This is a genomic window from Oricola sp. (assembly GCF_965230365.1).
In the GTDB taxonomy this organism is placed as follows: Bacteria; Pseudomonadota; Alphaproteobacteria; order Rhizobiales; family Rhizobiaceae; genus Oricola.
Window position 1 is genome coordinate 951,786 of sequence record NZ_OZ246003.1, and the last position, 13,392, is coordinate 965,177.

Here is a 13,392-nt window from a genome sequence, read left to right on the forward strand (position 1 = left end):
TCAGTCTCCAAGTTTCGCGGCGAGGAACGCCCGAACCTCGGAGGCCGGGACGTTGCGGGCAACGAACGCCTCGCCGATGCCGCGCGTCAGGATGAAGTTCAACTCGCCGCGCGTTACCTTCTTGTCCTGCGCGATGTAGTCAAGCATCGCATCGGCGTCGGGAATGCGATCCCGCATGCCGTCCAGGGCGGTCGGCAGGCCGACCGCATCGAGATGCGCCTTGACCCGCGTGGCGTCGTCGGGGCTCGCCAGGTTCATGCGCGCCGAAAACTCATGCGCCAGCACCATGCCGATCGACACGCCCTCGCCATGCACCAGAATGTCGGGATCATAGGCGGCGGCGGCTTCCAGCGCGTGGCCGAATGTGTGGCCGAGATTGAGCAGCGCACGGTCGCCTGCTTCGCGTTCGTCGCGGGCAACGACGTCGGCCTTGGCGCGGCAGGATTCGGCGATCGCGTGAACGCGTTCGGTGCCGCCGGCCTTGATCGACGGCCAGTTGTTCTCCAGCCAGGCAAAGAAATCGGGCCGGTCGATCAGCCCGTATTTGACGACCTCGGCGTAGCCGGCGCGGAATTCGCGCGGTGAAAGCGTATCGAGCGCGGCGGTGTCGGCGAGCACCAGCCGCGGCTGGTAGAATGCGCCGATCAGGTTCTTGCCATGCGGACTGTTGACGCCGGTCTTGCCGCCGACCGACGAATCGACCTGTGCCAGCAGCGATGTCGGCATCTGCACGAATTGCATGCCGCGGCGGGCTATCGCCGCCGCGAAGCCGGTCAGGTCGCCAACTACGCCGCCGCCCAGCGCGATGACGACGTCGCCGCGCTCCAGCCGGGCATCGAGGATCTCTTCGACAACCGTTTCGAGCGTTTGAAAGCTTTTCGACGGCTCGCCCGCCTGCACCGTTATCGCAGTCGCCGCAATACCGGCGCCGGCGAGGCTGTCCGTTACCGTGCCGAGATAGCGGGCAGCGACATTGGTGTCGGTCACGATGGCGGCGCGAACACCGGGAAGGACGCCGGCCAGATGCGCGCCTGCGTTATCCAGCAGGCCCGGCCCGATCAGAATGTCGTAGGATCGGTCGCCAAGCGGGACGGTGACCGTCTGCATGACGCCGTTCGGCGCGGCCTCAGCCAGCATGGCGTCGGTTTCTGTGGTCATGAACTGTTTGCTCCGGCGGTGTCTTTTCGTTTGTGCTTGCGCGGTGCCGGTTTCGTGGCAGGTTCGGCCTCGAGGTGGGCGGCAAGCGCGGACACCACCCGCATCGCCATCTCCTCCTTGGAGATATCGTCGGACGGCACCTCGAGATCGGCGGTGGCGTAGACCGGGTAGCGGCGGTCGATCAGCGCCTCCATGACGCCGCGCGGGTTCGGATCGCGCAACAGCGGCCGGTTCTGGCGGCGCGAGACGCGCTCCATCAACAGGTCGATATCGGCCGATAGCCAGACCGAAACGCCGCGCCGGGCGATCGCGTTGCGGGTGCTTTCGTTCATGAAGGCGCCGCCGCCGGTCGCCAGGATCTGCGGCCCGGATTTGAGGACGCGGGCGATCACGCGGCGCTCAAGTGCGCGGAACTCGGCTTCGCCATAGCTTTCGAACAATTCGGCGATGGTCATTTTCGAGGCGGTTTCGATTTCGGTATCGGCATCGACAAAGGGCAGGCCGAGCAAGGCAGAAGCCTTGCGCCCGATCGCCGATTTACCTGCACCCATAAGGCCGACAAGCACGATCGACCGTCTTCCCAGACGGCGACGAACCGTATCGCAGCGCTGTTTATTGTCAGTTTCCATTGCATTTCCCGGCTAAGTCCGCTTACCACATGAAGGACCGCGCCGTGTCAAGAATCGGGGTTCGGGCGGTTTTTGTGTTTGATCCGGTTCTACCGGGATTGCATATTGCGGAGGGTAGGGGCACCCTGCGCGGGACGGGGATATATGCCAAGTCTGATCCGCTTCATTGTTTTCATGGGAATTCTCGCCGGCATTGCCTATGGCGGCATGTGGGCGCTGGTGCTCTATGTCGATCCGGTGGAGCGCGAAATGACGGTCCGAATTCCGGCCGACCGCATCAATCCCGACAACTGATACCGCCGGTAAACCATGCCGTGCTAGACTGGCGGGATGATCGACGCATTCCTGGAAATGATGAGCGCCGAACGCGGTGCGGCCGATAACACGCTCGCGGGCTACCGGCGCGACCTCGACGATGCCGAGGATTTCCTGCGCCAGACCGGACGGCGGCTGGCCGAGGCGCGTTCCGAAGACATTTCCGCCTATATGCGCAGTCTCGAAGCGGCGGGCTTCGCGGCGTCGTCGCAGGCGCGGAAGCTTTCGACGCTGCGGCAGTATTTTCGCTTCCTTTATGCCGAAGGCCACCGGGCGGACGATCCGACCGGGGTGATCGCCAGCCCGAAAAAGGCGCGTGCGTTGCCCAAGGTTCTCGATGTTGGCGCGGTGGATCGCCTGCTCGAGCGGGCCGCACTGGAGGTGAGCGAGACAGCCGGCGATCCTGCGACCCACGCAAGGGCGGTCAGGACGCGAGCGATCCTGGAACTGCTTTATGCAACCGGGCTTCGCGTCGGCGAGTTGGTGACGCTTCCCGTCACCGTCGCGCGCCGCGACGAGCCGTTTTTCATGGTCAAGGGAAAGGGCGGCAAGGAACGGCTGGTTCCGGTCGCTGACAGCGCCCGCGACGCGCTGGCCGCCTATGTTGCGATTCGCGACCGCGATCCGCGCGCCGGCGATTGTCCGTACCTGTTCCCAACCGAAGATCACACGACGCACATCGCCCGCCAGGTGGTCGCCCGCGACCTGAAATCGCTCGGCACGCGCTGCGGCATATCCGCCGCGAAGCTTTCGCCGCATGTGCTGCGCCATGCCTTTGCCAGCCATCTGCTGCAAAACGGCGCCGACCTTCGTGTCGTGCAGCAACTGCTGGGGCATGCCGATATCTCGACAACGCAGATCTATACCCATGTGCTGGACGAGCAATTGCACCGGCTGGTGAGCGAACGCCATCCCCTGGCGGACTGATCGAACAAGCTTGACAAGCCATGCAATAGGGGCCACGTGCACGCTGATTCCCAAAGGCCACACGGAGTTTGAATGTACAGTTATCTCGATTTCGAGAAGCCGATTGCCGATCTGGACGGCCAGATCATGGAACTCAAGAAGCTTTCCGAGGGCGAGAGTGGCGGCGTCGACGTTGCCGAGGAAATCGCGCGGCTTGAAAAACGCTCCGCCGAAGCCCTTGTCGAGGCCTACCGCAAGCTGACGCCCTGGCAGAAGGCGCAGGTCGCCCGGCATCCGGATCGCCCGCACTGTTCGCATTTCGCCGAGGCTCTGTTCACCGAATTTACGCCGCTGGCTGGCGACCGCAACTTCGCCGAGGATCATGCCATCATCGCCGGCTTCGCGCGCTTTGACGGCGAACCGGTTGCCGTGATCGGTCAGGAAAAGGGCTCCGACACGCAGTCGCGGCTGAAGCACAATTTCGGCATGGCCCGGCCCGAAGGCTATCGCAAGGCGGTGCGGATCATGGAACTGGCGAACCGCTTCGCGATCCCGATCGTGACGCTGGTCGACACTGCCGGCGCCTATCCAGGGATCGGCGCGGAGGAGCGCGGTCAGGCCGAGGCCATCGCACGGTCGACCGAAACCTGCCTGCAACTGGAAGTGCCGATGGTCTCGGTTGTGATCGGCGAAGGCGGTTCGGGCGGCGCGATCGCCATTGCCACAGCCAACAAGGTGTTCATGCTCGAACATGCGATCTACAGCGTGATCTCGCCGGAAGGCGGCGCTTCGATCCTGTGGCGCGACGCGGCGCGCGCCAAGGACGCGGCGACGGCGATGAAGATCACCGCCCAGGACCTGCTGGCGCTCGGCGTAATCGACGGCATTGTCGCTGAACCGCTGGGCGGGGCGCACCGCGATCCATCCAAGGTGATGGAGGAGACGCGCAAGACCGTCGCCGAGGCGCTCAAATCGCTGTCGAACATGGACGGCAAGGACCTGAAGCAGCACCGCCGCGAGAAGTTCCTTTCGATCGGCCGCAATCTCGCCTGAAATCGCACGTCGCGAGCCCAATTTCGCCACAAGGCGAAACTAGCTACGCGCAAAGCGCGCCGATTACTTTTGCGTGAGTGGTGCGGCGAAACCTTGCGGTAAGTTATCGTCAAATATATTCGGACCCCTACAGGACCGATCCGGGAAAGGCGGGAATGGCTCTCAGGCGCATAATGTCGGCAGCGGCGATTGCAGGTGCACTGGCGCTGGCCGGCTGCCAGGCGAACGACGTGCTGTCGCTCAAGGAAAACGCCCCGATCCCCAAGGAAACGCTGGCCTCCATGCGGGCCAACGGAATGACGCCGTCTTCGCCGATCCTGATGCGGATCTTCAAGGACGAGGGTGTGCTGGAGGTTTGGAAACAGAAGGACACCGGCCGCTACGGCCTGCTCAAGAGCTACGAGATCTGCACCTATTCGGGCGTCAAGGGTCCGAAGCTGCGCGAAGGCGACCGGCAGGCGCCGGAAGGCTTCTACGCGGTATCGCGCCAGCTGCTCAATCCGAACTCGTCGTTCCACCTGTCGTTCAACATGGGCTACCCGAACGCGTTCGACCGGGCGCATGGCCGCACCGGCTCCAACCTGATGGTGCATGGCGCGTGCTCGTCGCGCGGCTGCTATTCGATGACCGACGAGAACATCGCCGAAATCTATGCCTTTGCCCGCGAGGCGCTGAGCGGGGGCAAGCAGGACGCCTTCCAGGTGCAGGCGTTCCCGTTCCGCATGACGCCGGAAAACCTGGCGCGGCATCGCGGCGACCGGAATTTCGAGTTCTGGCAGATGCTGAAGGAAGGCTACGATCATTTCGAACTGACCAAGGCGCCGCCGAAAGTCGATGTCTGCGGCAAGCGCTACGTGTTCAACCGGGTCGCCGAGGAAGGCGAATTCGAGGCGACCAGCGCCTGTCCGCCGATGTCGATGCCGGTGAACCTGGAACTGGCCTACCAGTCATTGCAATCCAAGCACGCGCTGGCCTTCGAGCAGGCCGTTGCGAAGCTGGAGGGGCGGCCGGTTTCCGCCGGCGCCCAGTAACGCGATCCCCAAATGGATGACGTCTACGATCTGCGCGGCCTGAAATGCCCGCTGCCCGTTCTGAAAACGCAGAAGAAGATGCGGGCGATGGCGGCGGGCGAACAGCTTTGGGTGCGCACCGACGATCCGCTGGCCGTGATCGACATCCCGAATTTCTGCCGCGAGCGCGGCCACACGCTGGTCACGTCGGAAACCGTCGAGGACGGGCACCGGTTTCTGATCGAGTGCGGGTGAGGCGCGCGTCACCGCCGCCGCGTCCCATTCGCTGAGACCGGATTGCTGAAAGACTTTTTACTGTTCGCGACAAGCTTTCCCGGTCTGGCTGCGCCAGCCGGGGCATCGCGAATGGAAGACGGGCGGTCAAAGCATCGCAACGTCTAAAAGGTATAGCGATCCTCGGACCGCCCGCTCGGTGGTCTTGCAGCTTCGGTCGGCGGCCCGGAACTCAGTCCGGGAAAACAAGACTGCGCGCGCCGCTTCATGCCGCCCTGCCGTGGGGGTTCATCACCCAGCGATACACCTCTGCACCGCCCAGCAGGCACCGTCCTTCCCCCTGTGAGCCGGTGTGCACGCCAGGCTTCCGTGAGAAGGCGGGAGTGAGTGTAAGAGAGGTTTGGGAGCGGTGGACAACTTGTATGGCGCTGTTCGGCCAAACGACCGGGATTGCGCAAGAAAACGGTTGCATGCCCGGACATCCATCCACCGGGAAGTGCTCTAGAGCGTGTTCCGATCAGATTGAAGCAGTTTGATGAGAGATGGTTTTCGCAACCGGCCAGGAGAAGACCGCAGAGCGATGCTTTCGCATCGGTCGAGGATTTCGACGCCGCCGGGGCGGAAAGCAGCCTCAAGCCGGAGGTCATGCAACTGAGAACATTAAAGAACATCAGATCGCCTGAACTTGATCTTTTGCACAGTGAGCAGCGTCGCGAAAAACTGACGGGTCTCGACCCGCTTCGTTTTCCGCTCCTTGTCACTGCACAAAATCCCGGCGTTCAAGCGATTCAATCTGACCGGAACACGCTCTAAAACCCCGGAACGGCCAGCGGATTGGCGATCACCGCATCGCGGTCGGGCGTGTCGGTGGCGACCTGGCCGGCAAAGGCGGCGAACAGATCGGCGATCTTGCGGCGATTGCCGTTGCGGGCGATCACCACCAGCCGCGTTTCGGGCGCGCGTCCGTCCCAGGCGTCGAGCAGCACCGGCGGATGGTAAACCGGCCCGGCACCGTGGATGACCATAGGGCGGGCGGGCTGTTCGGCGGTCAGGACAATGCCCTTCATGCGCAGGACCTGGCCAGGCATGGAGGAGCGCAGCAGGTCGACGAACATCTCGACGGTCGCGGCGGGGATCGGCGCGTCATGGCGCAGCGTGAACGCCTCGATCGACGCGTCGTGCCGGTTGACATCGAGATGGCCGTGCGCGTGGTCATGGTCACCGTGATCGTGGTGGTGATGGTGCTCGTCTTCGGTGAAGGTCAGGTCATGGCCCGAGGCATAGACGCCCGAAGCGCCGGTGTCGTCGATCTCAAGCGCAAAGCCTGGCGCGTTGGCGTCGCGGATATCGGCGATGGCATTGAGTGCGGCGAGGCGTTGGCGCAGGCGAGCGAAATCCGCTTCGGGCAGATCGGTCTTGGTGACGATAACGGTGTCGGCGAGCGCGACCTGCTGGCGCGCTTCTTCCTGAGCGGCGAGTGTGTCGATACCGCTGACGGCGCAGACCACGGCGACAAGCCCGGCCAGCCGGAACCGCTCGAAGAGCGCCGGTGCACCGATGATCGCCTGCAGCACCGGCACCGGATCGGCGAGGCCGGTGGTCTCGATGATCACGCGGTCGATGCGCTTGCCGCGTTCGGCTTCGGCGGCGATCTTTTCCAGCGTGTCGATCAGGTCGCCGCGCACTGTGCAGCACAGGCAACCATCCGACAATTCGATCATGTCGCCGTTCCGGGCGCTTGTCTCGATCAGCAGGTGGTCGATGCCGACATCGCCGAATTCGTTGACGATGATCGCCGTGTCGGCAAAGGCCCCCGACTTCAGCAGGCGGTTGAGCAGGGTTGTCTTGCCGGCGCCCAGAAAGCCGGTGATGATGTGGACGGGAATGGGCATCTGCGTGTTGTGTTAAGCCCTACAGGCCTCAGGTTTCCGGTCGCGGCTCCGGAACGGGAACATCGAAGCCCGGCTTCAGGGCGTATTTAACGCGATCTTCCTCGTCGACAAGCGAAATGCGCTCGGGGCGCTGTACCGGAGCAGGAATCGCCCGGACCATCTGGCCGAACAGCATGGTCGCCGAACGGCTGGAGCCGATGGCACCGCCGGTCCTGACCGCAATGGCGATCGGCTTGCGATCAAGGGCCTTCAGAAGCGGCGTGCCGAAGGAGCCGCGCTTCTCCTGCGAGCGGGCGGTGCGTGCCGCCTTGGAGCAGACGATCTCGCGCATATTGACCGGGGTAGCGGAAATGCCATCGGGTTTCTGCATCGTCTGAAGCAGCGGCTGGTCCTGCTTCCGGGTGAATTCGCGGAAGCCGGCATCGAGCAGGGTGGCGGTCTTGCGCGCCCGGCGGTTGGGGCTGAACTCGCCCAGCACGATGGCGATCAGCGTCGTGTCCTGGCGGGTGGCCGACGCGGCCAGGTTGAAGCCGGCCTCGCAGACATAGCCGGTCTTCATGCCGTTGGCGCCCTCGAAGCGCCCGAGAAGCTGGTTGTGACCGCGGATCGTCCGGTCGGCGGTGGAAATCGCCTCGGCCTTGAAATAGCCGGCGTGCTGCGGAAACTCGCGCAGGATGGTGCGCGCCAGAAGGGCAAGGTCGCGGGCGGTGGTGTATTGCTGCTTGCTGTGCAGGCCGTGCGGATTGGCGAATCGCGTGTCGGTCATGCCGATGCGTTTCGCCTCGGCGTTCATGCGGGCGACGAACTCTTCCTCGGTGCCGGACACCGACTCGCCAATGGCGACCGCGATGTCGTTGGCCGACTTGACGATCAGCATCTTGAGCGCATTGTCGAGCGTGACGATCGTGCCGACCGGGTAAGCCATGTGGCTCGGCGGTTGGCGCGCCGCGTTCAGCGAAACGCGGACCGGTGACTGCATGGTCAGCCCGCCGTCACGTACCTCGCGAAAGGCGACATAGGCCGTCATCAGCTTGGTGACGGAGGCCGGCGGCCAGCGCACGAACACGTCCTCGGCGTGGAGAACGCGGCCTGTCGACGCCTCAATGACCACCGACGGGGCGGCCGCGGCGCCGCCGGCACAATACACAAAGAACAAAAGGACGGCCCAGCGGGCCAGGCAAAGCCTGCTTGCTGTCAACATTGTACTTCCGTTGATGTTACCGTGGTTTTTTGTCTAGGCGAAGCTTGAAAGCGAAACAAGACCGGCTTTGCACAACCCATGCGATAAAGGCGGTGCGATGCGCCGATGCCACATTGACGGATGCGGCTGGCGCTCCAATCTGCTAAGCGACAGACCGTTCGCCCCCGAACGCCCGCCGAGGAGTTGCCACGCATGCCGATCCTGAACCGCGCCCACGAGATGCAAGCCGAAGTCGCCGACTGGCGGCGTCACCTGCATATGCACCCGGAACTGATGTACGACGTGCACCAGACGGCCGCGTTCGTCGCCGGCAAGCTGCGCGCGTTCGGCTGCGACGAGGTTGTAACCGGGATCGGCCGAACCGGTGTCGTCGGTATCATCAACGGCGGCAAGGGCGAGGGCGAGACGCTCGGTTTTCGCGCCGACATGGACGCGCTGCCGATCCGCGAGGAAACCGGCAAGGACCACGCGTCCACGGTGGAGGGCCATATGCATGCCTGCGGCCATGACGGGCACTCCGCCATGCTGCTCGGCGCGGCGCAGTATCTCGCCGAAACGCGCAATTTCGCCGGCCGGGTGGCGGTGATTTTCCAGCCCGCCGAAGAGGGCGGCGGCGGCGGCGACGCGATGGTGCGCGACGGGATGATGGAAAAGTTCGGTATCGACCGGGTCTACGGCATGCACAATATGCCGGGCCTGCCGGTCGGCGAATTCGCGATCCGGGCCGGCGGCTTCTTTGCGGCGACCGACGAGTTCATCATCCGTATCGACGGCCGGGGCGGGCATGCGGCGATGCCGGACAAGGCCATCGATCCGATCATGATCGGCGCGCAGATCGTCAGTGCGCTGCAGACGATCACCTCGCGCAACGCCAACCCGATCCAGCCGCTGGTGGTGTCGGTGACGAAGTTCAACGCCGGCAGCGCTTTCAACGTTATCCCGCAGTCCGCCGAGATCGGGGGCACGGCGCGTTCATTGTCGAAGGAAAACCGCGAACTGGCGGAAGCGCGGATCAAGGCGGTGGCGACGGGGCTCGCATCGGCACATGGCGCCATTGCCGAGGTCAAATGGCACCGCGGCTATCCCGTGATGGTCAACGATGCGGCCGAGGCCGAGGTGGCCGCCGAGCGGGCCGGCCAGGTCGCCGGCGCGCATGCCGTCCATACCGATTTCCGGCCGACCATGGGCGGCGAGGACTTCGCCTATATGCTGGAGGCGAGGCCGGGCGCGATGATCCTGATCGGCAATGGCGATACGGCCGGGCTGCACAATCCCAAGTATGATTTCAACGACGAGATCATTCCGCTGGGAATCAGCTACTGGGCGGCGCTGGCGGAATCGAACACGGCACGCGGCTAGTGCGTGTCCGGGTTTCGCCGCTATGCTCGGCGCAGGCAAAGAATCCGCTTCGCCTTGCCGGGCGGATCCTGTAAAACGCGGTCACGCGGTCCCGTAGCTCAGCAGGATAGAGCATCAGATTCCTAATCTGAGGGTCACAGGTTCGAATCCTGTCGGGATCGCCATTGTCCGATCGGTCATCGTGAACCACGAACACAGGCCTGCGGGTTGGGGCCGTGATTTTTCACGCGCAGCTCGGCAGAGCGCGGCTTTGACCTTCGCTATCCAAGCCGCACGGTCATCCCATGTCCCGGTTGCATCTGTAAATTGGATACAGTATCCAAAAAGAGAATTCCAGCCCGCATCAGGACGGTTTCCTCGCTCGCAGGAGAGAGGAAGCGGGCACAAACCAAGGAAAGACCCATGACCGACATCATTTTCGCCGGCACCATGCCGGCCCTGATGACCCCGTGCAAAACGGACCGGACGCCCGACTACGACGCGCTGGTCAAAAAGGGCCGCGAGATGATCGAGGCAGGCATGTCGGCGGTGGTCTATTGCGGTTCGATGGGCGACTGGCCGCTCTTGACCGACGAACAACGCATGGAAGGCGTCGCGCGCTTGGTGGATGCCGGTCTGCCGGTGATCGTCGGCACCGGCGCGATCAACCCGAATTCGGCGGTCGCCCATGCGGCGCATGCGCAGAAGGTGGGCGCGGCCGGGCTGATGGTCATTCCGCGCGTTTTGTCGCGCGGAACGTCCGTGGCCGCGCAGAAAAACCACTTCAAGGCGATTCTGACCGCCGCGCCGGATATCCCGGCCATCATCTACAACAGCCCTGTCTACGGCTTTGCGACGCGCGCCGACCTGTTCTTTGCGCTGCGCGCCGAGCATCCTAACCTGGTCGGCTTCAAGGAATTCGGCGGCAAGGATGACCTGCGTTACGCGGCCGAGCACATCACCTCGCAGGACGATCAGGTGACACTGATGGTCGGCGTGGACACCGAGGTCTATCATGGATTCGTGAATTGCGGGGCGACGGGTGCGATCTCCGGCATCGGCACTGCACTGCCGAGGGAAGCGCTGCTGTTGGCATCGCTCTGCAAGAAAGCCGCGCAAGGCAGTGCCGAGGCGCGGATGCGGGCCGCACAGCTGGAGGAAGCCTTCAACGTGCTGGCAAGTTTCGACGAGGGTACCGACCTTGTGCTGTACTACAAACACATGCTGGTCCTGAATGGCGAGGAGGAGTACCGCTTGCACATCGTGGAAACCGATGAATTGTCTGACGCACAGCGCAATTACTGCGAACAGCAGTACAGCCAGTTCCGTAGCTGGTTCGCGGACTGGTCCAGCCAAGGCGGGATTATCGCGGAATGCATGTAATCGACAGCCATACCGGTGGCGAACCGACACGGGTGATCCTGTCAGGCGGACCGGACCTCGGGACCGGCCTGCTGGAAGAGCGTGCGCGCCGGTTGGCCGAGGATCACGAAGGGTTCTACCGGTCGGTCGTCTTAGAACCGCGCGGCCAGACCGCCATGGTCGGCGCGCTTCTGGTGGAGCCGACCGACCCCGAATGCGCGGCAGGCGTAATCTATTTCGACGCCTGCACGGTCATTGGCATGTGCGGGCATGGCACGATCGGGCTTACCGTCTCGCTGGCGCATCTCGGGCGGATCGGGCCGGGAAAGCACCGCATCGAGACGCCGGTCGGCTTGATCTCGGTGCATCTGGAAGACGCCAATACGGTCACGGTGACGAATGTGGAAAGCCGCCGCGTGGCCAAGGATGTCAGCATCGATGTGCCGTACCACGGTCCGGTCACCGGCGACGTCGCCTATGGCGGCAACTGGTTCTTCATCGTCGACCCGAGCCCGATCCCGGTGGTTCCGGCAAACATCCGGGCGCTGACCGATATGGGGATTGCCATCCGCGAAACCGCAAACAAGGTGGGGATCGGCGCGGCGCAGGGCGTGGCGATCGACCATGTGATCTTTCAGGATGCCGCCGAAGCTGCGGACGTGCACAGCCGCAACTTCGTTCTTTGCCCCGATGATGCCTATGACCGGTCGCCCTGCGGCACGGGTAGTTCGGCGTGGCTGGCCTGTCTGGCCGCCGATGGACGCCTTGGCCCCGGCGAAGAGATCGTTCAACAGAGCGTCATCGGCAGCCGGTACGTGTTGTCTTACCGACCGGGTACCGAAGGCGGGGTGATCCCCTCGATCATCGGGCAGGCCTTTGTCAGCGCGGAGGCGCATCTTCATTTCGACGCGAAGGATCCCTTCAGGGAGGGGATCGTCTTTTGAGCTCAGGCATTGGCTACAGCCGTGTTTGCGATGTTCAGACGCCTCGGGAACTGATCGTCGTGGTCGGCGCCGGTGTGGTCGGCGTCAGCATCGCGCTTGAACTGCAACGGCGCGGCAAGCCGGTTCTGGTTGTCGATCGCAAAGGAGTCGCCACCGAAGCCTCTTGCGGGAATGCCGGCGCGTTCGCCTTTACCGACATCATCCCGCTGGCCACGCCGGGGATCATGCGCAAGGCCCCGAAATGGCTGCTGGACCCGACGGGGCCGCTATCGGTTCCGCCGGCCTATGCGTTGAACATCGCCCCGTGGATGCTGCGGTTCTGGCGTGCCAGCTGGCCCGATCGCTATACAAAAAGCGTCACCGCGCAAACGCAACTCATGACCGTTTCGCGCGCGGCGCTGGAACGCCAGATCGAGCATAGCGGCGGCGCGACGCTGATCAGGCGCGACGGACAATTGCAGCTCTACGAAGGCGCGCGCGAATTCGCGGCAAGCCAGGCCGGACTGGAGTTGCGGCGCGGCCATGGAATTGCCTTCGACACACTTAGCGGTGCTGACGAAATCGCGGAGATCCAGCCGGGTCTCGACAAGCGGTTTACCCATGCCGTCTTTACCCCGACCTGGATGAGCACGATCGATCCGTTGCTTTGGGTCGAGCATCTGGCGCGAGCGTTCATCGCGCGCGGCGGACAGATCGCGAAGGCGGATGTGCGGGCATTGCAGGCGGCGGAAGACAGCGTGTTGCTGGACACGTCCGGCGGTGCGGTCACCGCCGGCCAGGTAGTCATCGCGGCCGGCGCCTGGTCGCATCATGTAACGCGTGCACTCGGCGACCGGGTGCCGCTGGAGACCGAGCGTGGCTACAATACGACACTGCCCGCCGGTGCCTTCGACCTGCGCACGCAACTGACTTTCGGCGGGCACGGCTTTGTCGTGACCAAACTCGGAGAGGACGTGCGCGTCGGGGGCGCGGTCGAGCTTGGGGGCCTGAAGCTGCGGCCGAACTTCAAGCGCGCCGATGTTCTCTTGAAGAAGGCAAAGCGCTTCCTGCCCGGTCTCAGAACAGAAAACGGCACGCAATGGATGGGGTTTCGCCCGTCGATGCCCGACAGCCTGTCGGTGATCGGGGCGTCGTCGAAGAGCAAGCGCGTCCTCTACGCCTTCGGCCACGGTCACCTGGGGCTCACACAATCCGCCGGAACGGCCGAGTTGATCGCCGATCTGGCGACGGACGGGCGACCGGCACTTTCCCTCGATCCGTTTTCGCCGGGCCGCTTCTGAAGCAAACACACCCCTGTCCGCTTTTCGCACCCGCCCAAGTCCGGTAACCCTGTTGAGATCAAGCAAGCAA

At 63.9% G+C, this 13,392-nt stretch carries 14 protein-coding genes and 1 tRNA gene; 11 read left to right on the top strand and 4 right to left on the bottom strand.

All coding sequences use genetic code 11. The features are described 5' to 3' along the window. Positions 1-1,158: a 3-dehydroquinate synthase gene (aroB, locus tag ACO06R_RS04600; RefSeq protein WP_421856712.1), complete on the bottom strand. Its 1,158-nt coding sequence runs from the start codon at positions 1,156-1,158 to the stop codon at positions 1-3. Beyond that, positions 1,155-1,787 carry a shikimate kinase gene (locus tag ACO06R_RS04605; protein ID WP_421856715.1) on the bottom strand — a complete coding sequence of 211 codons (633 nt, stop codon included), beginning with the start codon at positions 1,785-1,787 and terminating at the stop codon, positions 1,155-1,157. The genes aroB and ACO06R_RS04605 overlap by 4 nt, the downstream gene beginning before the upstream one ends. A 144-nt stretch (positions 1,788-1,931) precedes the next feature. Between ACO06R_RS04605 and ACO06R_RS04610 the strand changes: the two genes are divergently transcribed. From ACO06R_RS04610 to ACO06R_RS04635, 6 genes are all read left to right on the top strand, one after another. Next, positions 1,932-2,081, top strand: a complete 150-nt coding sequence (locus ACO06R_RS04610) for a histidine kinase (RefSeq protein ID WP_421856718.1) — start codon at positions 1,932-1,934, stop codon at positions 2,079-2,081. 36 nt (positions 2,082-2,117) lie between these two features. Further along, positions 2,118-3,029, top strand: coding sequence for a site-specific tyrosine recombinase XerD (locus ACO06R_RS04615; RefSeq protein ID WP_421856721.1), 912 nt, complete (start codon positions 2,118-2,120; stop codon positions 3,027-3,029). A 72-nt stretch (positions 3,030-3,101) separates the two neighbouring features. Then, complete coding sequence (locus tag ACO06R_RS04620) at positions 3,102-4,061, top strand: acetyl-CoA carboxylase carboxyltransferase subunit alpha (protein ID WP_421856724.1); 960 nt, start codon at positions 3,102-3,104, stop codon at positions 4,059-4,061. A gap of 155 nt (positions 4,062-4,216) precedes the next feature. Continuing rightward, positions 4,217-5,092, top strand: coding sequence for a L,D-transpeptidase family protein (locus tag ACO06R_RS04625; protein ID WP_421856727.1), 876 nt, complete (start codon positions 4,217-4,219; stop codon positions 5,090-5,092). 12 nt (positions 5,093-5,104) lie between these two features. Further along, complete coding sequence (locus ACO06R_RS04630) at positions 5,105-5,326, top strand: sulfurtransferase TusA family protein (RefSeq protein WP_421856730.1); 222 nt, start codon at positions 5,105-5,107, stop codon at positions 5,324-5,326. 429 nt (positions 5,327-5,755) lie between these two features. Continuing rightward, complete coding sequence (locus ACO06R_RS04635) at positions 5,756-6,118, top strand: hypothetical protein (protein WP_421856733.1); 363 nt, start codon at positions 5,756-5,758, stop codon at positions 6,116-6,118. Here ACO06R_RS04635 and ACO06R_RS04640 read toward each other — a convergent pair. Then, positions 6,115-7,197, bottom strand: coding sequence for a CobW family GTP-binding protein (locus ACO06R_RS04640; protein ID WP_421856736.1), 1,083 nt, complete (start codon positions 7,195-7,197; stop codon positions 6,115-6,117). The two genes, ACO06R_RS04635 and ACO06R_RS04640, sit on opposite strands and share 4 nt — an antisense overlap. Before the next feature lie 28 nt (positions 7,198-7,225). Next, a complete protein-coding gene (locus tag ACO06R_RS04645; protein ID WP_421856739.1) occupies positions 7,226-8,398 on the bottom strand; it encodes a D-alanyl-D-alanine carboxypeptidase family protein in 1,173 nt (390 codons plus the stop codon). Between the two features lie 192 nt (positions 8,399-8,590). Here ACO06R_RS04645 and ACO06R_RS04650 point away from each other — a divergent pair, with 192 nt between their 5' ends. The 5 genes from ACO06R_RS04650 to ACO06R_RS04670 all read left to right on the top strand — a co-directional run bounded on the left by ACO06R_RS04650 (position 8,591) and on the right by ACO06R_RS04670 (position 13,322). Next, a complete protein-coding gene (locus ACO06R_RS04650; protein ID WP_421856742.1) occupies positions 8,591-9,757 on the top strand; it encodes a M20 aminoacylase family protein in 1,167 nt (388 codons plus the stop codon). An 87-nt stretch (positions 9,758-9,844) separates the two neighbouring features. Further along, a tRNA-Arg gene (locus ACO06R_RS04655) sits at positions 9,845-9,921 on the top strand. Positions 9,922-10,159: 238 nt separating this feature from the next. Further along, a complete protein-coding gene (locus ACO06R_RS04660) occupies positions 10,160-11,119 on the top strand; it encodes a dihydrodipicolinate synthase family protein (protein ID WP_421856745.1) in 960 nt (319 codons plus the stop codon). Next, positions 11,110-12,042: a proline racemase family protein gene (locus tag ACO06R_RS04665; RefSeq protein ID WP_421856748.1), complete on the top strand. Its 933-nt coding sequence runs from the start codon at positions 11,110-11,112 to the stop codon at positions 12,040-12,042. Before ACO06R_RS04660 ends, ACO06R_RS04665 begins: the two co-directional genes overlap by 10 nt. After that, on the top strand, positions 12,039-13,322 hold the full coding sequence (locus ACO06R_RS04670) for an NAD(P)/FAD-dependent oxidoreductase (RefSeq protein ID WP_421856751.1): 1,284 nt from the start codon (positions 12,039-12,041) through the stop codon (positions 13,320-13,322). The genes ACO06R_RS04665 and ACO06R_RS04670 overlap by 4 nt, the downstream gene beginning before the upstream one ends. Positions 13,323-13,392: the final 70 nt, after the last annotated feature.